The organism is Variovorax sp. YR750, assembly GCF_900109805.1.
Taxonomy (GTDB): Bacteria; Pseudomonadota; Gammaproteobacteria; order Burkholderiales; family Burkholderiaceae_C; genus Variovorax; species Variovorax gossypii.
On record NZ_FOBJ01000009.1, the window covers coordinates 177111 to 200632 of the forward strand.

Here is a 23522-nt window from a genome sequence, read left to right on the forward strand (position 1 = left end):
TCCTCTTCAGCGGTTGGCCACCGGGTACACGCCCTGCGGGCGCCACAGCAGCACGGCCACCATCAGGAAGATGCTCGCGAACTGCGTGAGCGTGGGCAGCAGGAAGCCCACGTAGTTGGTCATCAGCCCCACCAGCAGCGCGCCGATGAGCGCCCCGCCCGTCGAGCCCAGCCCGCCGATGATGATGACGATGAAGATCAGCACGTTGACCTGCGCGCCCATCTGCGGCACCAGGTTCTGCTGAAACAGCCCCCACATCACGCCGCCCAGGCCGGCCAGCGCGCTGCCCACCACGAACACGCCGACGAAGAGCCGCCCGATGCGGTAGCCCAGCGACTCGACCATCTCGCGGTCCTGCACGCCGGCGCGGATGAGCAGGCCGATCTTGGTGCGGCCCAGCGTCCACGCCAGCACGCCGAAGACGACGGCGCCCACGGCCACCGCGAGCAGGCGGTACTTGCTGATGGCCGCATCGCCCACCAGCAGCGAGCCGCGCAGCGCCTCGGGCAGCGGCAGCGGAATCTGCGCCGGGCCCCAGATCACCTTGATGAGCTCTTCGCCGATGATCATGCCGCCCATGGTGATGAGAATCTGCTTCAGGTGCTGGCCGTACACGGGCCGCACGATGAAGCGCTCGAAGGCCAGCCCCACTGCGCCGGCCACGGCCATCGCGACCAGCATCGCCGGGAACACCGCCACGAGGTTGCGCCACAGCTCGCCCGAGCCGGTCCAGTCGCCCATCAGGCCGAGCACGCTGCTCGCCACGAAAGCGCCGAGCGCGATGAACACGCCGTGGCCGAAGTTCAGCACGTCCATCAGGCCGAACACCAGCGTGAGGCCCGAGGCGATGATGAAGATGATCATGCCCATGGCCAGCCCCGCCACGGTGAGCGTGAGCCAGGTGGAGAAGGAGCCGGTCAGCGGCAGCGCGACCAGCGCGAGCACCGGTGCGAGCAGCAGCGGCCGCCAGTCGAATTCGAGTTTCTTCATAGAGCCAGTCCGAGCAGCGATTGCTGAAGTTGCGCGTCGGCGGAGAACTCCGCCATGGAGCCGGCGTGCACCACGCGGCCGTTGTCCATCACCGCGACGGTGTCGCCCAGTCGCTGGGCGAAGTTGATGTTCTGCTCCACCAGCAGGATGGTCACCCCGCTGCGCTTGAGCTCGGCGAAGGCGTCGATCATGTTGTTGATCATCACTGGCGCCAGGCCCTTGCTGGGCTCGTCGATGATGAGCAGCTCTCGCGGCTCCACGATGGCGCGCGAGACGGCCAGCATCTGCTTCTGCCCGCCCGAGAGCTTGCCCGCCGGGTGATTCCAGAACTTCTCGACCGCGGGAAAGAGCTTGAAGATCCACTTCAGCCGCGTGTCGTTGATCTGCGCCGCGTTCTTCGCGCCGCGCGCGGCCAGCAGCATGTTCTCCTTCACCGTGAGGTCGGAGAAGATGCCCATGTTCTCGGGCACGTAGGCGATGCCCAGGCCGGCGATCTGCGGCGTGTGCTGGGTGGTGATTTCTTTTTCGCCGAAGCGCACCCTGCCCTGTGATGCATGCCAAAGGCCCATGATGGTTCGCAGCGTGGTCGTCTTGCCCGCGCCGTTGCGGCCCAGCAGCATCGTGAGTTGGCCGCGCGGCACGGCGAGGTCGACGCCGTGGAGGATGTGATACGCCCCGATGTGCGTGTGCACGCCCTCGAGGGTCAGCAGATTGTTCGTGCTCATGCGGCCTCCTTCGATACGCCCAGGTAGGCCTCCTGCACCACCGGCGAGGCGATCACCTCGGCCGGTTCGCCGTCGGCAACCAGCGTGCCGTTGTGCAGCACGATGATGCGGTCGGCGAGTTCGCGCACCACGTCCATCTTGTGCTCGACCAGCAGGATGGTCTTGGTCTTGTCCTTCTTGAGCTTGCGGATCAGGTCGAGGATGACGGGCGCCTCGGCCGCGTTCATGCCTGCCGTGGGCTCGTCGAACATGAAGACCTTGGGCTCCAGCGCCATCAGCAGCGCCACCTCGAGCTTGCGCTGGTCGCCGTGCGGCAGGCTCGCCACCGTGGCGTGCTCGCGCGACTTCAGCGCCACCTCGGCCAGGATCTGGTCGGCGCGCTCGGTCAGCGCCTTGTGGTCGCTCCAGATGCTCCACAGGTTGAGCCCGCGCCGGTGCGCGCCATCGCGCGTGGCCTGCACCGCGAGGCGCACGTTCTCGAGCACCGTGAGGTTGGGAAACAGGTTGGTGAGCTGGAAGGCCCGCCCCAGCCCCGCGTGCGTGCGCGCGGAGGGGGACAGGCCCGACAACGAATGCCCATCGAGCGACACGGTGCCCGCGCTCGCCTTGAGCTGGCCCGAGATCAGGTTGAAGTAGGTGGTCTTGCCCGCCCCGTTGGGGCCGACGATGGCCGTCAGCGTGCCCGGCGCGAAGGCGCAGCTCACGCTGTTGACGGCCACGTGCCCACCGAAGCGGATGGTCAGATCTCGGGTCTCAAGCATCGTTGTTGGTCATTGCGAATCGGAAAACAGGAATGAAGACCGGCCTGCCTCAACAGGTGCCGATCACGTAGTAGTTCGGGCCCGTCTGCTTCAGCGTGGTCGTCACGTAGATGTTCCACAGGCCCATCGACTGGTTCGAGCCGTACGCATAGGTCAGGCCGTACAAGGCATAGGCGCGCCCGGCGATGGTGTGCGTGTAGTTGCTGGCGGTATAGCAGGTGCCGCCGCTGCCGCCCCCGGTGGTGGTGCCGGTGGCGGCCGACGACATGGTGCCTTCGACGTTGCTCGCGTTCAGCGCGGCCACGGTCCAGCTGTAGGTGGTCGACGCGGCCAGGCCGCTGTCGGTGTAGCTGGTGGCAGTCACCGGCGAGGCGTTGACCTTGCTGCCGCCGCGGTACACGTTGTAGCCGCTGGCGCCGCTCACGGCATTCCAGGCGATCACCATGCTGCTGGCGGTGGCGCCCGAGGTGCCCACGCCGGTGGGCGCCGGAAGACCGCTGCCGCCCGAGGAGCCCGTGACGCGGTCGATCATCGCCTTCATCGCCGCCATCTGCGGACCGGACTTCTTCGCGTAGTTGGCGTTGTCGTAGCCCCACCAGTCCCAGCAGCTGTTGGTGGCCGCCGTGCTGGTCTGCGGGTAGATCAGCACGATGTTGTTGGTGTCGGCCCAGCGGTTGTAGCCGGTCTTGCGCACGTACTGGTCGCTCACGTCGGTGTAGTTCTGCTTGCAGCCGTGCAGCACCAGGTGCACGCGGCACGAGGTGGTGGTGCAAGCCTGCGGCACGTAGATCCAGCCGGTGGCGGCCATGCCGTGGCCGCTGATGAACTCCGACTGGTTGAACTCGGTGAAGGTGCCGCCGAGCGTGCCGTTGTTGCGCGGGTTCAGCGGGCCGTACAGCTGCGTGAGGATCTCGCCCGCGAGGTCGAAGCCGCAGTTGTTGATGTAAGGCGCGGCCGTGGTGCTGCAGGCGCTGCCGTAGTCGTCGGTGACCATCGCGTGGCCCGCGCCGATGTTGTTCTTGTAGGCGACGTTGGCCGCGGGCACGAAGCTCTGGTAGTAGGTCTTGAGGTCGTCCATCACCGGCTGCTTGACGGTGTTGTCCGAGGTGCCCGAGAACATGTACACCTTGGAGTTGCTCATGTTCGACACCGGGTCGATCGCACCGCTGGCGGCCCAGCTGTTGGTGGTGCTCACGAGCGAGGACACCGGGATGCTGGTGCTGTGCGTCATGCAGCGCCCCGTTGCGTTGACCACAGAACCCTCGGCGCAGTAGTACGGGCCGCCCGCCACCACGCCGGCGCCGCGCTTGAAGGTGGCCGAATAGGCCACGTGCAGTTGCACCGCCATGAAGCCGCCGGCCGACAGGCCCGACACGCTCACCTCCGCCGGGTTGGCGCCGAGCGCAGGCAGCGGCACCGCCGCCTGCGCGGCGTGCGCCGCCACCGTCATTGCCGCGGCCGCGGCAAGTCCCTTCCAGTTCTTCCATTTCATCGCTGGCATCGCTGTCTCCTTGTGTTGTGGGTATCGAACGCTTGCTTTGCTGACTGACGAATCGAATCGGCCGTGGGAACAACACGCCGCCGCGAAAAGGCGCAGGCTGGCGCTTCGCCCGGCGGCCATCCGGGGCGAAAAACGGGCGGCGCTCCTCGGGCGCCGCGCGGGTCAGGGGAACGATCTACGCCGTGGTGCTCAGCGCTTGTTCTTGATGGGGATGTCCATCTCTTCAGGCTTGATCTCGTGCACCAGCTCGGGCACGCCCCAGGCGAACGCCGGGTCGACCTTGATCTTGAAGTGGTACATCGACTGCATCGCCTGGTGGTCTTCCTTGCGGAAGGTCATCTTGCCCTTGGGGGTGTCGAAGCTCATGCCTTCCATGGTGCTGATGAGCTTGTTGGTGTTGGTGTCGCCGTTGGTCTTCTTCAGCGCCGTCACCACCGCCATCGCGGCGGAGAAGCCGCCGGCCGTGAAGAAGTCCGGCGGCGTCTTGAATTCCTTGTAGTGCGCCGACACCATCGCCTCGTTCACCGGGTTCTTCGGAATGCCGAAGTAGTAGTAGGCAGCGCCCTCCATGCCCGGCAGCGCCTTGTAGGCGGCCATGGCCGGCAGGATGTTGCCGCCGGTGGCGATCTCGATGCCATAGCGCTTGAGGTCGAGGTCGACGATCTTGAACGGGTTGCCCGCGCCGGCCCAGACGATCCAGATGATCTTGCGGCCCGGCTGATCCTTCAGCTTGTCGATCAGGCGCTGCGCGCCGGCCGTGAAGTCGGTGGTGGTGGGCGGCAGGTACTCCTCATGGACCAGCTTGGCTTTCTTGAGCGCGGCGCCGAAGGCCTTCACGCCGTCGCGGCCGAAGGCGTTGTCCTGCGCCAGCGTGGCGACGGTCACGCCGGGCTTGTCGACGGCCACCGCATTGGAGATCGCGTCCTGGCTCGAATTGCGGCCGGTGCGGAAGATGTACTTGTTCCACTTGTCGCCGGTGATCGAATCGGCCACGGCGGGCTCGACGATCAGGATCTTCTTGTATTCCTCGGCCACGGGCAGCATCGCGAGCGCGACGCCCGAGGCGGTCGGGCCGACGGCCAGCGCGGCCTTGTCGTCGGAATACGCGGCTGCCAGCAGCGACTTGCCGAGGTCGGGCTTGCCCTGGTCGTCCTTCTCGATGACCACGAGCTTCTTGCCGTTGATCGTCATCGTGCCGCCGGTGGCGTAGTCCAGGCCCATCATGAAGCCGGTCTGGGTCTGCTTGCCGTAGGCCTCCAGCGCGCCGGTCTTGCTGTAGATGTGGGCGATGCGGATTTCGTTGGACTGGGCCCATGCCGGGGCGGCTGCGGCACAGGTGGCGAGCGCTGCCAGCGCGACGAGGTGGCGACGGTTCATTCTTTGTCTCCTGAAAAAGGTGACTGAATATTGCACACTCCGTGCCATCCTCTAAGCCATTGATAACAAACGTTTCTTCATTCGGGAGAAACGCCCTCAGGCTGAATTCAGAACACTTGCATTGCCTGAATTTCAAACATTTGTCTGATTTTCAGTCAGGGTTTTCGCGGAGGCCCGGCGCTGCGCGATCCACTGCTCGAACTGGCGCTCGGCCTGCATGCGGAACTCGTTGCGCGCATGGTTGCACGCCGCGTGCGCCAGCCGACGGTGCTTCGACGAGCGGATGCCGCCGAAGGTCGAGTCGACGAGATGCTCGATGGTGGCGGACTCCGGCCGCCCCGCGGGCTCGTCGAAATCCATGGGCAGGCCGCACCAATGGCAGTTCGGCCCGAAGGTGGAGCGCAGCGCCTTGATGCTCACAGGCTCGCGTACTCCAGGACTTCCTGGCCCATCAGAGTGCAGTCGGCACCCGACACGTAGTAGATCAGCCTCATCCGATAGTTGCCCTTGTAGATCGATCCCCAGACCTCGAGCACCTTGAACTGCTGCTTGCTGTTCGCGGGATTGCGGATGGACGGCAGCTCCTTCACGTCGGGACTGATGCTGATGCGGTCGTCTTCGCCGAAATGGAAAGTCAGGAGTTTCTTCGCGCGGACGACTGCGTCGCTGGAGCACTGGGGTGCGGCGTTGGCGAAGCTGGCCGCAGCGCAAAGAGCAAGACAGGCGGTGGTGCGGGCAAGGGCCTTCTTCATCGGATATGACGCCGGGGTTGTGTACGGGAGCGGGAGTATCGCTTGGTGTCGGCTCAGTGCTCATGCTCTGCACACTCCACCCAGTAAAGCTGCTTGTGGCCCCGAGCCTCGTAGACGCGCTGGTAATAGTCGGCAACACGGCGACTCTCGTACTCGTGCATCAGGATGCGATTGCCGTTGTCGTCCAGCCGGAAGAGGCGGCAGGGCCCCAGATCCTTCGTGTAGACGGGATACCTGGCCCTCAACAGATCCACCATGTACGCCTCAACGTGCGTCTCGAAAGCTCTCAGTTCCAGAAAGTCGAGCACGGCCTCGATCTCCAGAGACTCGAGATAGATGTTGAACCAATCGATGGACTTGTGACGCTCGATGGTGATCTTGTGCCCCCATGGAAGCTCGAAGAACCAGAGCTCCACTGGCCCTGGCGCATCCCAATCGGCGGGGTGATCCGAATGTTTGTCGCCAAACCGCCTCACGAACTCCGGATACGACATTTCGACGGAAATCAAGCGCTCGCCAATCTCGATATCGGCACGACCGATCCTGCGCATGGCGAGCAACGGATTCACGCCGACCGCTCCTGGCTCGTCATCCGCTCGTACAAGGTCGCACGCGAAATCCCGAGCAGCCGCGCCGTCGCCAGCTTGTTGCCGCCGGTGGACGCCAGCGCCGCCGCGATCGCCTTGCGCTCGAGTTCGGCCACCTGCTGCGCGAGCGGGCGCAGCAAGGCCGCTTCTTCGTCCGCATCGTGCGCGCTCTGCAAAGTGGCCGGCAGCTCGATCTGCTCCAGCCCGGCCTCGCGCAGGATGCGTTCGAGCTGCACGGCGTCGATGCGCTGCGAGTCGCTTCGCATGGTCACCTGTTCCAGCACGTTGCGCAGTTCGCGGATGTTGCCGCGCCAGTGCTGGCCCGCGAGCAGCGCCAGCGCGTCGGGCGTGAGCTCGGGCGGAGCCTCGCCGCTGCGCAGCGCCATGTCTTCACCCAGTGCCTCGACCAGTGCGGGAATGTCCGCACGCCGTTCGCGCAGCGGCGGTACGCGCAGCGGCAGCACGTTGAGGCGGTAGTACAGATCTTCGCGGAACTGGCCGCGCCGCACGAGTTCGGGCAGGTCGCGCGAGGTGGCGGCGATCACGCGCGCGTCGAAGGGCACGAGCTTGTTGGAGCCCAGCGGTTCGATCTCGCCTTCCTGCAGCGCGCGCAGCAGCTTGGCCTGCAGGCCCAGCGGCATGTCGCCGATCTCGTCGAGGAACAGGCTGCCGCCGTCGGCCAGCTTGAACTTGCCTTCGCGGCCCTTGCGGTCGGCGCCGGTGAAGGCGCCGGGCGCGAAGCCGAAGAACTCTGCTTCGAGCAGCGTGTCGGGCACGGCCGCGATGTTCACGCTGACGAACTGGCCCTTGGCACGTGCGGACGAGGCATGAATGGCATGCGCCAGCAGTTCCTTGCCGGTGCCGGTCTCGCCCAGCAGCAGCACGGGGCTGGTCGACTGCGCCGCGCGCCGCGCATGCCGTTTCACCTCCACCGCGGCGGGGCTGCTGCCGATGAAGCTCGCGAAGGTGTACTTGGAACGCCGCTGCCCGTCGGCAGCATGCTGGTAGAGCGGGTTGTTGCGCTGGCTCGCGAGCTCGCGCCGCGCATCGTCGAGGTCTCGCTGCAGCAGCGCGAACTTGCTGATGAGCGGCTGCAGCGTGGTCTCGGGCTGGTCGAACAGCACGATGCCGATGGCGCCGATGACCTTGCCCATGCCGCCCTCGCCGCCCGCCGGCTCCTCGCGCAGCGGGATGCGGCTCACGACGAAGGTGCCGGCCTTGTTGGTCAGCAGGTCGACCAGTATGGGCTCGCCGGTCTCGAGCACGCGCCGCATCTGGGTGTTGGGAATCACGTCCTCCACCATGTGGCCCATGAACTCGTCGATGGACGAGAAGCCCAGCGCCGGCAGGAAGCGCCGGTAGCCCTCGTTCACCCACACGATGCGTCCGGTGCTGTCGACCAGGAACATGCCCTGGCTGATGCTCGAAAACAAATGAAACATCGAGCGCGCGGCAAGCGCGAGAATTCCTTCTGCGTCCAGAGGCAGCGAGGGCGTTGCGGTAGAGGGAGCGGCGGGCATGGCGGGATCGTAGCGCGCCCCGGTACGGAGCCGATGCAGGGCCGGTCCGGCACCCCTCGCCTTCAGCAAGCGCTCAGGTTCCTCGGCTTTCCGGAAGACCCTTCAGCAAACGTTAAGTAAATCAAACGTTTGATTTCGCACATGGTCTAATGCCGGCCATGAATGCGAGAGATCCGATCACCCAGGCACCTCGCCGCGCACCGCGCGCAGACGGTGCCGAGGCACGCCACCGGCTGCTCCACACCGCGCTGCGGCTCTTCGCGCAGAAGGGGTTCGCCAAGACCTCCACGCGCGAGATCGCCCGCGAGGCCGAGGTCAACATCTCGGCCATCAGCTACTACTTCGGCGACAAGGAGGGGCTGTACGCGGCCACCTTCAGCGAGCCGATGGGCGGCGACTCCAGCGACCTCATCGCCGCCTGCAACGCGCCCGGCCAGTCGCTCGAGGAGACGCTGCGCACCTGCATGGTGTCGATGATCGACCCGCTCAAGCAGGGCGAGATCGTGCGCCAGTGCATCCAGCTGCACATGCGCGAGATGCTGGAGCCCACCAGCCGCTGGGCCGAGGAGCTGGAGCGCGACATCAAGGGGCCGCATCGCGCCATCGCCGACCTGCTGTGCCGCCACCTGAAGGTGGAGCGGGCCGACGACGACATCCACCGCCTGACCTTCGCGATCACCGGGCTGTCGATGCAGCTCTACGTGAGCCAGGACTTCATCGAGGCCATCCGCCCTTCGCTGCTGCGCACGCCGCGCGCCATCGACGCCTGGGCCGATCGCCTCACTGCCTATGCGCTGGCGCTGGTCGAGGTCGAGGCGACCCGCCGGCGCGCCGAGAGAAAGCAGAAGAAACAATGAGAAAACTCCGACTCGAATTGCTGGCCGCCGTCTGCCTGGGCATCGGCCTCTCGGGCTGCGCGCTGACGCGTCCGCCCGCGCAGGTCGAGGCGCCTGTGCCCACGCAATGGCACGCGCCCCTGCCCCACGGCGGCTCGCTGACCTCGCTGGCCGACTGGTGGAGCCAGCTCGACGATCCGCTGCTGGTCGAGCTGATCGCCGCCGCCGAGGCCGCGAGCCCCAACGTCGCGAGCGCCGCGGCACGCGTGGCCGAGGCACGCTTCACGCGCGTGCAGGCCGGCGCCGCGCTGCTGCCGAGCCTCGACGGCACCGCATCGGCCAGCCGCGGCCCCGTGGGGCTGTCCAGCGGAAGCTCGGGCAGCGGGAGCGGACTCTCGAGCAGCACGCCGATCACCACGCTGCAGGCCGGCCTGCAATCGAAGTGGGAGGCCGACCTGTTCGGCCGCCTGCGCGCCGATCGCGATTCCGCCGAAGCCAAGCAGAGCAGCGCCAATGCCAAGTGGCACGACGCCCGCGTCGCCGTGGCGGCAGAAACTGCCAACGCCTATTTCGCCGAGCGCGCCTGCCAGCAGCAGTTGCGCGTGTCCGAATCGGACGCACGCTCGCGCGCCGAGACCTCGCGGCTCACCGATCTGTCGGCGAAAGCCGGCTTCACCGCACCCGCCGATGCAGCGCTTGCCCGCGCCAGCGCCTCCGACGCATCGGGCCGCCTCACCCAGCAGCGGGCCCAGTGCGCGGTGCAGCGCAAGGCGCTGGTCGCGCTCAGCGGCATCGACGAGACCACGCTCGAGCAGAAGCTCGCGGCCGCGCCGGCGCAGCGCTCGCTGCCGGCAGTGGGCAGCATCGCCAGCGTGCCTGCCGAGGCGATCTCGCAGCGCCCCGACGTGTACGCGGCCGAACTCGGCGTGGCTTCGGCCAGTGCCGACGTGGGCTCGGCCGAAGCCGAGCGCTATCCCAAGCTCACGGTGTCGGGCTCCATCGGCCGCACGCAGTACCGCGTGAGCGGCGTGCACCAGTCGCTCGAAACCTGGACGGTGGGCCCGATTGCGCTGACCGTGCCGCTGCTGGACGGCGGCGCGCGCAAGGCGAATGCCGACGCGGCCAAGGCGCGCTACGCCGAGGCCGTGTCGCTCTACCGGGCCAACGTGCGCCAGGCGGTGCGCGAAGTCGAAGAGGCGCTGGTCAACCTCGACGCGACCAACACCCGCACTGCCGACGCCGACGCCGCGGTGAAGAACTACCAGGCCTCCTTCGATGCCACGCAGGCGCGCTACAGCAGCGGCCTCGCCAGCCTGTTCGAGCTGGAGGATTCGCGCCGCACGCTGTTCACCGCGCAGACCGCGCGCGTGACGCTGCAGCGCGAGCGCACCGAGGCATGGGTGGCGCTGTACCGCTCGATGGGCGGCGGCTGGAACCGCCAGTCCGCCGCGGCACCCTCCTCTTCCGAATCGACCTCAATGACCACCACACCGACCGCCAAGGTCGCGACGTCGCCATGAAAACAATGAAGCGTTCCACCCTCGCCATCGCGCTGGCCGCGCTGGTCGTCGTCATCGCCGCGATCTTCTTCATGACGCGCGGCAAGCCGGCGGACAAGACCGCCGAACCCGCAGCGGCAGCCAAGGCCAAGGACGGCGCCGCCTCGCCCAAGCCCGCGCTGACCGTCACCGTCGCCAGGCCCGAGGCCACCGAGCTGATGCTCACGCTCGCGGCCAACGGCAACGTGGCCGCCTGGCAGGAGGCCGTGGTCGGCTCGGAGTCCAACGGCCTGAAGCTGGCCGAAGTGCGCGTGAACGTGGGCGACCTGGTGAAGAAGGGCCAGGTGCTGGCCGTGTTCTCACCCGAGACGGTGCAAGCCGACATCGCGCAGGCGCGCGCCTCGCTGGCCGAAGCCCGTGCCACCGCGGCCGACGCGGCGGGCAACGCCGCGCGTGCGCGCACGCTGCAGGCCACCGGCGCGCTGAGCCAGCAGCAGATCAACCAGTACCAGACCACCGAGCAGACTGCCAAGGCACGCGTGGAAGCTGCCGAGGCCGTGCTGGCCGCGCAGCAGGTGCGCGGGCGCAACACGCAGGTGCTGGCGCCCGACGACGGCGTGATCTCGGCGCGCACCGCCACGGTGGGCAGCGTGGTGTCGGCCGGCACCGAGCTGTTCCGCCTGATCCGCCAGGGCCGCCTCGAATGGCGCGCCGAAGTGACCTCGGCCGAGCTCAGCCGCGTCGCCGTGGGCACCACCGCCTTCGTGGTCAGCGCCAGCGGCGCGCAGGTGCGCGGCAAGGTGCGCAGCGTTGCGCCCACGGTCGATCCGCAGACGCGCGCGGCGCTGGTGTACGTCGACCTGCCCAACGTGCAGCAGAACACCGGCATCAAGGCCGGCATGTTCGCGCGCGGCGACTTCGAACTGGGCCGCAGCACCGCGCCGACGGTGCCGCAGAGCTCCATCGTGCCGCGCGACGGCTTCAACAACGTCTTCCTGCTGAAGCCCGACAACAAGGTGTCGCAGCTGAAGGTGCAGACCGGCCGGCGCCTGAACGACCGCATCGAGATCACCAGCGCGCTGCCCGACGGCGCCCAGGTGATCGTGCAGGGCGCGGGCTTCCTCAACGACGGCGACCTGGTGCGCGTGGTGGATGCACCCGCGCCCGCGCCCGCAGCCGCGGCGCAGCCGGCAAGGTCCGCGGCCTCCGCCGCCACCGCCCGGTAAGCAACGGCAGAAGAAATTCAAAGGAACACGCCCATGAACGTTTCCGCCTGGTCCATACGCAACCCGATTCCGGCGGTGATGCTGTTCGTGCTGCTCACCTTCGGGGGGCTGCTGTCGTTCAACGCGATGAAGGTGCAGAACTTTCCGGACATCGACCTGCCGACCGTGACGGTCTCGGCCTCGCTGCCCGGCGCCGCGCCTTCGCAGCTGGAGACCGACGTCGCGCGCAAGCTCGAGAACTCCATTGCCACGGTGCAGGGCCTGAAGCACATCACCACCAAGGTGCAGGACGGCGCCGCCACGCTGATCGTCGAGTTCCGCCTCGAGAAGCCCGTGCAGGAAGCCGTGGACGACGTGCGCTCGGCCGTGCAGCGCGTGCGCGCCGACCTGCCGGCCGACGTGCGCGACCCGGTGGTCACCAAGCTCGACTTCGCGGCGCAGCCGGTGCTGGCCTTCACCATCGCCTCGTCGGCCATGGATGCCGAGGCGCTGAGCTGGTACGTCGACAACGACGTCACCAAGAAGCTGCTCGCCCTGCCCGGCGTGGGCGCCGTGAACCGCGTGGGCGGCGTCACGCGCCAGGTGCACATCGACCTAGACCCGGGCAAGCTGCAGGCGCTGGGCGCCTCGGCCGCCGACATCTCGCGCCAGCTGCGCCAGGTGCAGACCGAGAGCGCGGGCGGCCGCTTCGACCTGGGCGGCAGCGAGCAGCCGGTGCGCACCATGGCCACCGTGAAGTCGGCCGACCAGCTCGCCGACATGCAGATCGTGCTGAGCGACGGCCGCCGCATCCGCCTCGACCAGGTGGCGCGCGTGAGCGACACCATCGCCGAGCCGCGCGCGGCCGCGCTGCTCAACGGCAAGCCGGTGGTGGGCTTCGAAGTGGCGCGCAGCCGCGGCGCCAGCGAGGTCGAAGTGGGCCACGCCATCATGAAGGCGCTGGCCGACATGCGTGCCGCGCGCCCCGACATCGAGCTGACCGAGGCCTTCAACTTCGTCGACCCGGTGGAAGAGGAATACAACGGCTCGCTGCACCTGCTGTACGAGGGCGCCATCCTGGCGGTGGTGGTGGTGTGGCTGTTCCTGCGCGACTGGCGCGCCACCTTCGTCTCGGCCATCGCGCTGCCGATGTCGGTGATTCCGGCCTTCATCGGCATGCACCTGCTGGGCTTCTCGGTCAACGTGATCTCGCTGCTCGCGCTGTCGCTGGTGGTGGGCATATTGGTGGACGATGCCATCGTGGAGGTCGAGAACATCGTGCGCCACCTGCGCATGGGCAAGACGCCCTACCAGGCAGCGATGGAGGCGGCCGACGAAATCGGCCTGGCGGTGATCGCCACCACCTTCACGCTGATCGCGGTGTTCCTGCCCACGGCCTTCATGAGCGGCGTGGCCGGCAAGTTCTTCAAGCAGTTCGGCTGGACGGCCTCGCTCGCGGTGTTCGCGTCGCTGGTGGTGGCGCGGGTGCTCACGCCGATGATGGCGGCCTACATGCTCAAGCCCGTGGTCGGCGCCGAGAAGGAGCCGGGCTGGCTGCGTTGGTACATGCGCGCCGTGGAATGGAGCACGCACAACCGCTTCAAGACGATGGTGCTGGCCACCCTCTTCTTCTTCGGCTCGCTGGCGATGATCCCGCTGCTCAAGACCGGCTTCATTCCGCCGGACGACAACTCGCAGACGCAGATCTATCTCTCGCTCGCGCCCGGTTCCACGCTGGCGCAGACCACTGCGGCGGCGGAGGAAACCCGCAACCGCGTGATGAAGATCCAGCACGTGAAGAGCGTCTACACCACGGTGGCCGGCGGCAGCGCGGGCGGCGACCCGTTCGCGAACTTCGGCACGCCCGAGACGCGCAAGGCCACGCTCACCATCAAGCTCGACCCGCGCGGCGACCGCCCGCGCAAGCAGGTGATCGAGAACCAGATCCGCACGGCGCTCGAGACGCTGCCCGGCGTGCGCAGCACGGTGGGCCTGGGCGGCTCGGGCGAGAAGTACATCCTGGCGCTCACGGGCGAAGACCCGGTGGCGCTGGCCAGCGCGGCGAGCGCGGTCGAGAAGGACCTGCGCACCATTCCCGGCCTGGGCAACATCACCTCCACCGCGAGCCTGATCCGCCCCGAGATCGCCGTGCGCCCCGACTTCGCGCGCGCCGCCGACCTGGGCGTGACCAGTTCCGCCATCGCCGAGACGCTGCGCGTGGCCACGCTGGGCGACTACGACCAGTCGCTGGCCAAGCTCAACCTGGCCCAGCGGCAGGTGCCGATCGTGGTGAAGCTGGAGGACTCGGCCCGCAAGGACATCGACCTGCTCGGGCGCCTGTCGGTACCGGGCACGCGCGGGCCGGTCATGCTGAGCCAGGTGGCCTCGCTGAGCATGGAAGGCGGCCCGGCCGTGATCGACCGCTACGACCGCTCGCGCAACGTGAACTTCGAGATCGAACTCTCGGGCGTGGGCCTGGGCGACGCGAAGGACGCGGTGCAGAAGCTGCCGTCAATCGAGAAGCTGCCGCCGGGCGTGCGCATCGCCGAGGTGGGCGACGCGGAAGTGATGACCGAGCTCTTCGCCAGCTTCGGCCTGGCCATGCTCACCGGTGTGCTGTGCATCTACATCGTGCTGGTGCTGCTGTTCAAGGACTTCCTGCACCCGGTGACGATCCTGTGCGCGCTGCCGCTCGCGCTGGGCGGCGCCTTCGTGGGCTTGCTGATCGGGCAGAAGGCGCTGTCGATGCCCTCGCTGATCGGGCTGATCATGCTGATGGGCATCGCCACGAAGAACTCCATTCTTCTGGTGGAGTACGCCATCGTGGCGCGACGCGACCACGGCATGAACCGCTGGGACGCGCTGCGCGACGCCTGCCACAAGCGCGCGCGGCCCATCATCATGACCACGCTGGCCATGGGCGCGGGCATGCTGCCCATTGCGGTGGGCTTCGGCACGGCGGATTCAAGCTTCCGCTCGCCGATGGCGATGGCGGTGATCGGCGGGCTGATCACCTCCACCGTGCTGAGCCTGCTGGTGGTGCCGGCCGTGTTCACCTACATCGACGACATCGAGCACTGGATCAGGCGCACCGTGCGCAGGCTGCGCGGGCAGCCGGCCGATCCGCACATCGACGACGACCTGGTCGAGACGCCCGCGGCACCGAGCCGCTAGCGCGCCTCGAGGTTGAGCACGATCACGCCCGCGACGATCGCCGCCACTCCGGCGATCCGCGGCAGCGTGACGGGCTCGCCGAGCCAGATCATGCCGAGCACGGCGATCAGCACCGTGCCGCTGCCGGCCCAGACCGCATAGCTCAACCCCACGCCGAGCTCGCGCACCGCGAGCGACATGAGCCAGATCGCGGCGGCATAGCAGGCGCCGGTGACGACAGAGGGAACAAGGCGGGTGAAGCCCTCGGCAAACCGAAGGGCCATGGTGCCGGCAACCTCCGCCGCGACGCTCGCGGCGAGCAGGAGCCAGGCAAGGGTCTGGGGACTCACTGAATACCTCACTGCACTCCCCGCCGTACCGGGCGGAGAGTGCATGTGGGGGAAAAGCGGTACCCAAAAACGAAAAAACCGGATGCTGACAGCATCCGGTTTCCCGATGATGACGAAAAAAAGACTCAGGCGTCCATCTGCGCCAGCTTTGCCAGCTTGCGTTCGCTCATGCGCTTGGCCAGGCGCGGGAGGATCAGCACGGCCACAACGATGACGATCAGCGTGATCGACATCGGGCGCTGGAAGAACACCGCCGCGCTGCCCTCGCCGATCGACATCGCGTTGCGCAGCTGCGCTTCGGCGAGCGGGCCGAGGATCATGCCGACCACCACGGGAGCGGTCGGGAAGTCGAAGCGGCGCATCACCACGCCCAGGATGCCGATGGCGTACAGCAGGAACAGGTCGAACGCGCTCTGGCGCATGCCGTAGGCACCCACCGTCGCGAAGATCAGGATGCCGGCGTAGAGCTGGGGCTTCGGGATCTTCAGCAGCTTGACCCACAGGCCGACCATCGGCAGGTTCAGCACCAGCAGCATCACGTTGCCGATGTACAGCGACGCGATCAGCGCCCACACCAGCGCGGCCGAGGTGGTGAAGAGCTGCGGACCCGGCTGGATGCCGTAGTTCTGGAACGCGCCCAGCAGGATGGCGGTGGTGTTCGAGGTGGGAATGCCCAGCGTGAGCAACGGAATCAGCGCGGCCGTCACCGTGGCGTTGTTGGCGGCCTCGGGGCCGGCCACGCCTTCGATGGCGCCGGTGGTGCCGAACTCGGCCTTGGCTTCCGCGTCCTTCGCGAGCTTCTTCTCGGTGGCGTAGCTCAGGAAGGTCGGGATCTCGGTGCCGCCGGCCGGGATGCAGCCGAAGGGCGTGCCGATGGCGGTGCCGCGCAGCCACGCGGGAATGGAGCGCTTCCAGTCGCGCTTGGTCATGTGCACGCGGCTGAGCTTGTTCTGGCCCTCGACCACCCGGCCTTCGTACAGCACGGCGTACAGCACCTCGGCCACGGCGAACAGGCCCACGGCCACCAGCACGATCTCGATGCCGTCGAGCAGTTCGGGAATGCCGCCGGTGTAGCGGCCCTGGCCCGAGATCTGGTCGAGGCCGATGCAGCCGGCCGCGAGGCCGACGAACAACGCCGTCATGCCGCGCAGCGTGCTCTTGCCGAGCACCGCGCTCACCGTGGTGAAGGCCAGCAGCATCAGCAGGAAGTATTCCGGCGGGCCGAGCTTGACCGCGAAGTCGGCCACGAAGGGCGCGAACAGCGTGACGATGACGGTGGCGATGGTGCCGGCCACGAAGGAGCCGATGGCCGCCGTTGCGAGCGCCGCACCCGCGCGGCCGCTCTTGGCCATCTTGTTGCCCTCCATCGCCGTCACCATGCTGGCGGTTTCGCCGGGCGTGTTCAGCAGGATGGAAGTGGTCGAGCCGCCATACATGGCGCCGTAGTAGATGCCCGAGAAGAAGATCATCGAGGCCGTGATGTCGACCTTGCCCGTGATGGGCAGCAGCATGGCCACCGCCACGGCCGGGCCGATGCCGGGCAGCACGCCCACGGCCGTGCCCAGGGCACAGCCGACCAGGCACCAGAGCAGATTGACGGGGGTGATGGCGGCCGCGAAGCCCGCCATGAGTGCGTTGAAGATTTCCATGTCAGATCCACCCGGTGTTGGTCAGGCCAGGCAGGTTGATGGCCAGGAATTGCGTGAACATCCAGAACACCGGTGCGGAAATGACTGCGCCGGTGACGAAATCGGTCACCCAGGTGCGGGGTGCGTTCACGCCGGCCTGCCCGCTCGCGCGGCGCAGCCCCTGCACGGCCAGCAGGTAGCACAGCGTGCAGCTCAGGATGAAGCCGAGCGTGGTGATGAGCGCCGCGTTGAGCAGCAGGCCCGCCGACACCCAGATGAAACCGGGCCAGTAGGCATGTTCAGCGCCAGAGGGAGCGTCGAGCTCGCGAAAGCCGCCGGTGCGCGCCTCCCACAGGATCCAGGCGCCGCACAGCATGAGCACCACGGACACCAGCCAGGGCAGAAAGTTGGGGCCGACGCCGCCGTAGCCCGCGTCGGAAGAAATGCCGATGGCACCGAAGGCCAGCGCGATGCCGGTCACCAGCACGCCGATGCCGACCAGGGTTTGCGGCCAGGTGACCGCGGGTTGCGGCGGGGCCGAGGAGTCTGGAGTTGTCATTTTTTGCTCCCGCATTCAGGGGAAAGAGAGCCCCTTCGAGGAACACCGAGGAACCGGCTCTGCCGGGCCTCAGGTGTTGCCCCCGGTAGGGGGTTGGCGAAGCGACACGAAGTGCGCGCAGCCTGGGGGCGAGCCTTGTTCAGACCATGCCGGACTTGGTCATGATGGCGCGCAGGCTCGCGAAGTCGTCGTCGACGAACTTGGCGAAGGCTTCGCCCGACAGCACGGCCGGCGTCCAGTCGTTCTTCTTGAGCGATTCGGCCCACGACGAGCTCTTCATGGCGGCCAGCACCATGTCGGTCAGCGCCTTGCGCTGCTCGGCCGAGATGCCGGGAGCGCCGTAGACGCCGCGCCAGTTGCCGATCTCCACGTCGATGCCCTGCTCCTTCAGCGTGGGCACGTTCACGCCCGGCAGGCGCTGCGCGGAGGTGACGGCGATGGGCTTCATCTTGCCGGCGGCGATGTACTCGGCGAACTCGCTGTAGCCGCTGCCGCCGATGGTGACGTTGCCGCCCAGGATGGCGGCGGTGGCCTCACCGCCCCCACGGAAGGCGACGTAGTTGATCTTGGACGGATCGGCGCCGACCTTCTGCGCGATCATGGCCGCGGCGATGTGCTCGGTGGATCCGCGCGAACCGCCGCCCCACTTGACGCTGCCCGGGTCCTTCTTGAGCTGCTCGACCACGTCCTTCATGGACTTGAACGGCGAGTTGGCCGGCAGCACGAACACGTTGTATTCGGTGGTCAGGCGCGCGATGGGCGTGGCCTGCGACAGGTTGACCGGCGGCTTGCCGGTGATGATGCCGCCCAGCATGACCGAGCCCATGACCATCAACGCGTTGGCGTCGCCCTTGGAGCCGTTGACGAACTGGGCCAGGCCCAGCGCGCCGGCAGCGCCGCCCTTGTTGTCGTAGGTGACGGTGTCGGCGACCTTCGCGTCCGTCAGCGCCTTGCCCAGCGCGCGGCCGGTGGTGTCCCAGCCGCCACCCGGGTTGGCCGGGATCATCATCTTGACGTTGGCGCCCGCCCGCGCGGACAGTGGCAGGGCCCCGGCGGCGGCCAGTGCGGCCAGTGACTTCAGAAAGGTGTCGCGACGCATGCGTGTCTCCTGGATTGGAAGGAATTTGAAAGGAAGCTGACTTTTAGCTGAGCGCTATCATGCGCCGCCCCGCTGTCAGTTGGCTGTCCGCCAGACTGGGGAAAACACCAAAGTACGCACCCCCGACGCCACCGTATGAAGCTGCTGCTGGTCGAAGACGACCCATCGATGCAAATCACCCTGCAGCGCACCCTCGGGCGCCGCCGGATCGACGTGCGCGTCTGCGGCGACGGCGCCGAGGCCGTCGCGCAATGGCGCGCCATCGAGCCCGACGTGGTCGCCCTCGACCTGAGCCTGCCCAACGTCGACGGCCTTCAGGTGCTGGCCCAGGCCCGTGCCGAGGGCCTGCGCACGCCGGTGCTGCTGCTGACGGCGCGCGGCACCGTCGGCGACCGCATCGTCGGCCTGAACGCCGGCGCCGACGACTACCTGCCCAAGCCCTTCGACCTCGACGAACTCGAGGCCCGCATCCGCGCGCTGCGCCGCCGCAGCCACGGCGTTGCCGGACAGGACGCGGGGCTGAACCCGCAGGAGATCGGCGGGCTGCGCTTCGAGCCCGACAACGGTGCCATCTACAACCGCGCCGAACTGCTCGAACTCACGCCGCGCGAACTGGCGCTGCTGAAGGCGCTGATGATGAAGCCCGGCCATGCCGTGACCAAGGAACGCCTCTTCGAGCTGGTGTTCCCGGGCGAGACCGACGTGCAATACGAGGCCATCGAGGTGGTGGTGTACCGGCTGCGCAAGAAGCTGGTGGGCACCGGCGCCGTGCTGATGACGATGCGCGGGCTGGGCTATCTCCTGCGCCCCGAGACATGACACGCCGCAAGCCCGTTCGATGACCCGTGCGATCTCGTTGCGTGCCCGGCTGCTGCTCGGCATCCTCGCGCCGGTGGCCGTGTTCATCGTGATCAACAGCGTGAGCCTGTATCGCCAAAGCCTGGCGGCGGCCACCACGGCCTACGACCGCACCCTGCTTGCCTCGGCCAAGACCATCGGCGAGCAGCTCGACGTGGAGGGCTACGACGACATGGCGCGGCTGCGGGCCATCGTGCCCTACTCCGCGCTGGAGGCCTTCGAGGCCGACAACCGCAGCCGTCTCTTCTACCGTGTCTCGGCACTCGACGGCGAGATGATCTCCGGCTTCGCCGAGCTGCCCTTCTGGCGCGGTCGCATCCCGGACCGCAGCGCCTATGCGGCGCTGGTCGACTTCTACGACGCGCAGTTCCGCAACCAGCCGGTGCGCGTGGCGGTGCTGCTGCAGCCGGTGGCGAGCGCGACCGGCCGCGGCATGGCCGTGGTCCAGGTGGCCGAGACGCTGGAGCTGCGCGAGACGCTGGTGCGCAAGCTGCTGGTCGACATGCTTTGGCGCCAGCTGCTGTTGATGGGCGTGATCGCGCTGGTCACGGTGTTCGTGGTGCAGCGCGCCACGCGGCCGGTGCGCGAGCTGGGCGAAGCCATCGAGAAGCGCCAGGCCGACGACTTCTCGCCCATCGACGCGCCCGACGCGCCGCGCGAGCTGCGCCCGCTGGTCGATGCCACCACGCAGGTCATGGGCCGGTTGCAGCGGCTGCTGGACCACCAGAAGCGCTTCGTGCGCGACAGCGCCCACCAACTGCGCACGCCGCTGGCGGTGCTGAAGGCGCAGGTGCAGTCGGCGCAGCGCGGCGACGTGGCCCCCGAACAGGCGCTGGACGAGATCAGCGGCACCGTGGACCGCGCGACAACGCTCGCCAACCAGATGCTGTCGCTGGCCAAGGTGGAACAGCTGCGCCAGCAGCCGGAATCGGTGACGCTCGACCTGGGCGACGTGGCGCGGAACATCGCGCTCGACCTGTCGCCGCTGGTGGCCGACAAGGCGCTCGACTTCGAGCTCGCCATCGAGGAGCCCGTGCCGGTGCGCGCCCACCAGTGGATGCTGCAGGAGCTCACGCGCAACCTGCTGCACAACGCGATCAAGCAGAGCCCGGCGGGCGCCGCGCTGTCGGTGGCTGTGCGCGCGGAAGGCCCCGACGCCGTGCTCGTCGTGCGCGACTGCGGCCCCGGCATCTCGCCCGAACTGCGGCAGCGCCTGTTCGCGCCCTTCGCGGCGGGAAGCACGTCGAGCGGCTCGGGGCTGGGCCTGGCGATCTGCCGCGAGATCGTGCTGGCGCTGGGAGGAAGCATCAGCCTCGACAACCGGAGCGCGCCCGGCGGCGCCGAGCGCGTGATCGGACTGGACGCGGTCGTGCGCCTGCCGCTGTACCAGCCGCCGGGCCGGCCGCTGTAGCGGGCCGTCTCGCGGCACAATTCCTGATCTCCACTTCCCCACATTCATGGACCGTCTGCGCATCGACAAATGGCTCTGGGCCGCCCGCTTCTTCAAGACGCGCTCGCTGGCCGCGGAGGAAATCGGCAAGAACCGCGTGCAGGTGAACGGAGACATCGCCAAGGCCTCGCGCGAGGTCAAGGCCGGCGACACCGTCGCCATACGCATGGGCCCGCTGACGCGGACCGTGACGGTGCGCGGCCTCAGCGGCCAGCGCGGGCCGGCGCCAGTGGCGCAGCAGCTCTACGAGGAAACGGCCGAGAGCCTGGCGGCACAGGCTGCGTTCAGGGAAATGCGCCGCGCGGGCATCGAGCCGGCCCTGGCCATCGAACAGGGCCGCCCCACCAAGCGCGACCGGCGCGAGCTCGACGGCGCGGTGCGCCGGCACACCGACTGGGACAGCCGCTGGAGCGCCTCGCTGCCGCCCGAGGACGACGAGCGCTGACGGCCGTCCGCCGGGTCGATCGCTTACGCTGTGGGCTTCGTTGTTCTTCACGGAGTCCCGCTTCATGGCCAGCTTCAAGAAATACCGCGTCGGCGGCAAGTTCAAGCTCTCGCACGTCGACCCCGGCGACACGCCCTTCTGCGAAGGCGATGAAGCCACGCAGCGCGCCGAAGTCGACGCGCTGGCGGTCGAGCTCGATGAGCTGCAGGACCTGCTGAACGCCGAAGGCCGGCGCAAGCTGCTGCTGGTGCTGCAGGGCATGGACACCAGCGGCAAGGACGGCACCGTGCGCTGGGTGTTCTCGCGCACCTCGCCGCTGGGCGTGCGCGTGACGGCCTTCAAGGCGCCGACCGTGGACGAACGCGCGCGCGACTACCTCTGGCGCTGCCACGCAGCGGTGCCGCGCACCGGCGAGATCATGGTGTGGAACCGCAGCCACTACGAGGACGTGCTGGTGCCCGTGGTCGAAGGCTGGATCGACAAGGCCGAGGCGAAGCGCCGCTACGCGCAGATCAACGACTTCGAGCGGCTGCTCACAGAGACCGGCACCGTGGTCGTCAAGTGCATGCTGCACATCGACAAGGACGAGCAGCGCGAGCGCCTTCAGGCGCGCATCGACACGCCCGGCAAGCAATGGAAGTTCAGCATGGACGACCTGGAAGTGCGCACCAAGTGGGGCGCCTACCAGCAGGCCTACCAGAACGCGCTGGCCGCCACGTCGACGGAGCATGCGCCCTGGTACGTGGTACCCGCCAACAGCAAGCGGCATCGCAACGTGATGATTGCCCAGCTGCTGGTGAAGACGATGCGTCAGATGAAGCTCAAGGCCCCGCCGCCGGACCCGGCGCTCAAGGGCATGATCGTCAAGTGAGCCCGGGGCCGGCGAAGCGGCCCGGCCCGGAACTCAGGCTCAGGAGCGGCGGATGACCGCCTGCGCCAGCACGCGGCACTTGCCGAACTCGCAGCGCACCGCCCAGGTTCCGCCGTTGTCGCAAGGCACGTTGTAGGTTTCGTAGCCGGGGCCCTTGGCCGTGAGTTCGGCGCGCGGCTGGATGTTGCAGCGGCCGGCCTTGGCCAGCGTCTCGACGTTGTAGGTGTCGACGCCCGTGCGGCGCGGCTTGACGATGACGCCCGGGTCGAAGGTGTTGCCGTAGAACGAGTCGCGCACGTTGGGATCGAGGTTGCGATAGCCGCGCTTGGCCATGCAATGCACGATGGCGATCTGCTGGTGCTCGGCGATGAGTTCGGAGCTGGGGCGGCCGTTCCAGTCGATGATGGCGGCGGTGATGCCGGTGTACGACGCAGCGGCCACGATGCCCTGGCCATGCACGGTGATCAGCCCCAGGCCCAGCGCGCCCCACATGGCATCGCCGGTTTCGCTGCGTGCCGAGATGCGATTGGCGGCGGTGCGACAGTCGGCCACGTCGTTGTCGTAGCGAGCCTTGTCCACGCCTTCCATGGCGACCATGGGCACATAGGAAGTGCCCCTGCCCGTTCCGGGCTCCGTGGGCGTGGTCGGTGCACTGGCGCAACCGGCCAGGGCCACGGCGGCGAACGCAATGCTCAGCAGCAGCTTCATGCAATCCCTCTTCTTCTTCGCGATAGTTGCGCGGATTTAACCATACATATAGTTACTCTTGAATCACCTTGTCGTGAATGCACGACGACGGCGCCCTGCCCGGCACATGCGACGATGCCCTGCAGAAGCCACACCCGCCACATGAAGATCGAGACCCCCGGCACATTCCTTTCCGCCCTTGCCGCCGCTGCCCTGACAGCCGTCCTGGCAGTACCTCCGAAAACGGCTGCAGCCCAGCAGACGACACCCGCCGACCTGGCCCGCAGGAACGCCTGCATGGCCTGCCACGGCCTTGTCCACAAGCAGGTGGGCCCGGGCTTCGTGCAGATCGCCGAGCGCTACCGCGGCGACGGCGAAGCCGCGGCGCGCCTCGCCGGGAAGATCCGCGACGGCAGCGTGGGCACATGGGGCCGTGTGATCATGCCCAGGCAGACGCAGGTTTCGGAGGCCGAAGCTCGCGCCCTGTCGCAATGGATCCTGTCGCAACAGCCGCCACGCTGAAAACCCCAAGGGAGCAAAACTGCTTCCGGATGGTTACAAAGTGAGAAAATAGGTTACATGCCTCGCGTCGGCTCCGGACGCGGCCCATGCCCCTGCACCTCTTGAACTACCGTCCCGCGCCCTTCTTCGCCAACGTGGTGCTCATCA

Annotated in this window: 23 protein-coding genes; 9 read left to right on the forward strand and 14 right to left on the reverse strand. The window is 67.9% G+C overall.

The genetic code is table 11. From position 1 onward, the window contains the following. Positions 1-6 precede the first annotated feature (6 nt). From BMY35_RS19740 to BMY35_RS19780, 9 genes are all read right to left on the reverse strand, one after another. A complete protein-coding gene (locus tag BMY35_RS19740; RefSeq protein ID WP_093202629.1) occupies positions 7-990 on the reverse strand; it encodes a branched-chain amino acid ABC transporter permease in 984 nt (327 codons plus the stop codon). Then, positions 987-1715, reverse strand: coding sequence for an ABC transporter ATP-binding protein (locus BMY35_RS19745; protein WP_093202632.1), 729 nt, complete (start codon positions 1713-1715; stop codon positions 987-989). The genes BMY35_RS19740 and BMY35_RS19745 overlap by 4 nt, the downstream gene beginning before the upstream one ends. Next, on the reverse strand, positions 1712-2476 hold the full coding sequence (locus BMY35_RS19750) for an ABC transporter ATP-binding protein (RefSeq protein WP_093202634.1): 765 nt from the start codon (positions 2474-2476) through the stop codon (positions 1712-1714). Before BMY35_RS19750 ends, BMY35_RS19745 begins: the two co-directional genes overlap by 4 nt. A 49-nt stretch (positions 2477-2525) precedes the next feature. Then, entirely contained in the window at positions 2526-3977 is a 1452-nt protein-coding gene (locus BMY35_RS19755; protein ID WP_093202636.1) for an extracellular catalytic domain type 2 short-chain-length polyhydroxyalkanoate depolymerase, read from the reverse strand. Between the two features lie 189 nt (positions 3978-4166). Continuing rightward, complete coding sequence (locus BMY35_RS19760; protein ID WP_093202639.1) at positions 4167-5354, reverse strand: substrate-binding domain-containing protein; 1188 nt, start codon at positions 5352-5354, stop codon at positions 4167-4169. A gap of 132 nt (positions 5355-5486) precedes the next feature. Continuing rightward, the gene (locus BMY35_RS19765; protein WP_093202641.1) at positions 5487-5774 is read right to left on the reverse strand and encodes a hypothetical protein; all 288 of its coding nucleotides are present in this window, start codon (positions 5772-5774) and stop codon (positions 5487-5489) included. Continuing rightward, complete coding sequence (locus BMY35_RS19770; RefSeq protein WP_093202644.1) at positions 5771-6106, reverse strand: hypothetical protein; 336 nt, start codon at positions 6104-6106, stop codon at positions 5771-5773. Before BMY35_RS19770 ends, BMY35_RS19765 begins: the two co-directional genes overlap by 4 nt. Positions 6107-6159: 53 nt before the next feature. Then, positions 6160-6675: a hypothetical protein gene (locus BMY35_RS38545; RefSeq protein ID WP_218153001.1), complete on the reverse strand. Its 516-nt coding sequence runs from the start codon at positions 6673-6675 to the stop codon at positions 6160-6162. Then, complete coding sequence (locus tag BMY35_RS19780; RefSeq protein ID WP_093202938.1) at positions 6672-8213, reverse strand: sigma-54 interaction domain-containing protein; 1542 nt, start codon at positions 8211-8213, stop codon at positions 6672-6674. Before BMY35_RS19780 ends, BMY35_RS38545 begins: the two co-directional genes overlap by 4 nt. A 158-nt stretch (positions 8214-8371) precedes the next feature. On the opposite strand from BMY35_RS19780, the gene BMY35_RS19785 reads away from it, so the two are divergent. Genes BMY35_RS19785 through BMY35_RS19800 form a run of 4 tightly spaced genes read left to right on the forward strand, consistent with a single transcriptional unit; the run spans position 8372 to position 14927 of the window. Continuing rightward, entirely contained in the window at positions 8372-9070 is a 699-nt protein-coding gene (locus BMY35_RS19785) for a TetR/AcrR family transcriptional regulator (RefSeq protein WP_256228896.1), read from the forward strand. Next, on the forward strand, positions 9067-10569 hold the full coding sequence (locus BMY35_RS19790) for an efflux transporter outer membrane subunit (RefSeq protein WP_093202649.1): 1503 nt from the start codon (positions 9067-9069) through the stop codon (positions 10567-10569). Before BMY35_RS19785 ends, BMY35_RS19790 begins: the two co-directional genes overlap by 4 nt. Then, the gene (locus BMY35_RS19795; protein ID WP_093202651.1) at positions 10566-11774 is read left to right on the forward strand and encodes an efflux RND transporter periplasmic adaptor subunit; all 1209 of its coding nucleotides are present in this window, start codon (positions 10566-10568) and stop codon (positions 11772-11774) included. The genes BMY35_RS19790 and BMY35_RS19795 overlap by 4 nt, the downstream gene beginning before the upstream one ends. 33 nt (positions 11775-11807) lie before the next feature. Then, positions 11808-14927 (forward strand): efflux RND transporter permease subunit, encoded by a 3120-nt coding sequence (locus tag BMY35_RS19800; protein ID WP_093202654.1) that lies wholly within the window; start codon positions 11808-11810, stop codon positions 14925-14927. Here the strand turns inward: BMY35_RS19800 and BMY35_RS19805 are convergent. The 4 genes from BMY35_RS19805 to BMY35_RS19820 all read right to left on the reverse strand — a co-directional run bounded on the left by BMY35_RS19805 (position 14924) and on the right by BMY35_RS19820 (position 18542). Then, on the reverse strand, positions 14924-15256 hold the full coding sequence (locus BMY35_RS19805) for a DMT family transporter (RefSeq protein WP_126468404.1): 333 nt from the start codon (positions 15254-15256) through the stop codon (positions 14924-14926). The two genes, BMY35_RS19800 and BMY35_RS19805, sit on opposite strands and share 4 nt — an antisense overlap. Before the next feature lie 125 nt (positions 15257-15381). Next, positions 15382-16905, reverse strand: coding sequence for a tripartite tricarboxylate transporter permease (locus BMY35_RS19810; protein WP_093202659.1), 1524 nt, complete (start codon positions 16903-16905; stop codon positions 15382-15384). Position 16906: 1 nt separating this feature from the next. Continuing rightward, positions 16907-17443 carry a tripartite tricarboxylate transporter TctB family protein gene (locus BMY35_RS19815; protein ID WP_093202661.1) on the reverse strand — a complete coding sequence of 179 codons (537 nt, stop codon included), beginning with the start codon at positions 17441-17443 and terminating at the stop codon, positions 16907-16909. Between the two features lie 139 nt (positions 17444-17582). Next, positions 17583-18542, reverse strand: coding sequence for a tripartite tricarboxylate transporter substrate binding protein (locus BMY35_RS19820; RefSeq protein WP_093202664.1), 960 nt, complete (start codon positions 18540-18542; stop codon positions 17583-17585). A 135-nt stretch (positions 18543-18677) separates the two neighbouring features. Here BMY35_RS19820 and BMY35_RS19825 point away from each other — a divergent pair, with 135 nt between their 5' ends. The 4 genes from BMY35_RS19825 to BMY35_RS19840 all read left to right on the forward strand — a co-directional run bounded on the left by BMY35_RS19825 (position 18678) and on the right by BMY35_RS19840 (position 22166). After that, on the forward strand, positions 18678-19361 hold the full coding sequence (locus tag BMY35_RS19825) for a response regulator transcription factor (RefSeq protein WP_093202666.1): 684 nt from the start codon (positions 18678-18680) through the stop codon (positions 19359-19361). 19 nt (positions 19362-19380) lie between these two features. Continuing rightward, positions 19381-20811 carry a sensor histidine kinase gene (locus tag BMY35_RS19830; RefSeq protein ID WP_093202669.1) on the forward strand — a complete coding sequence of 477 codons (1431 nt, stop codon included), beginning with the start codon at positions 19381-19383 and terminating at the stop codon, positions 20809-20811. 46 nt (positions 20812-20857) lie between these two features. Then, entirely contained in the window at positions 20858-21295 is a 438-nt protein-coding gene (locus BMY35_RS19835; protein WP_093202671.1) for an RNA-binding S4 domain-containing protein, read from the forward strand. A gap of 64 nt (positions 21296-21359) precedes the next feature. After that, a complete protein-coding gene (locus BMY35_RS19840) occupies positions 21360-22166 on the forward strand; it encodes a PPK2 family polyphosphate kinase (RefSeq protein ID WP_093202673.1) in 807 nt (268 codons plus the stop codon). 39 nt (positions 22167-22205) lie between these two features. Here BMY35_RS19840 and BMY35_RS19845 read toward each other — a convergent pair whose 3' ends face one another. After that, the gene (locus BMY35_RS19845; protein WP_093202675.1) at positions 22206-22874 is read right to left on the reverse strand and encodes a hypothetical protein; all 669 of its coding nucleotides are present in this window, start codon (positions 22872-22874) and stop codon (positions 22206-22208) included. Positions 22875-23015: 141 nt separating this feature from the next. Here BMY35_RS19845 and BMY35_RS19850 point away from each other — a divergent pair, with 141 nt between their 5' ends. Beyond that, positions 23016-23375 (forward strand): c-type cytochrome, encoded by a 360-nt coding sequence (locus BMY35_RS19850; protein ID WP_093202678.1) that lies wholly within the window; start codon positions 23016-23018, stop codon positions 23373-23375. Positions 23376-23522 lie beyond the last annotated feature (147 nt).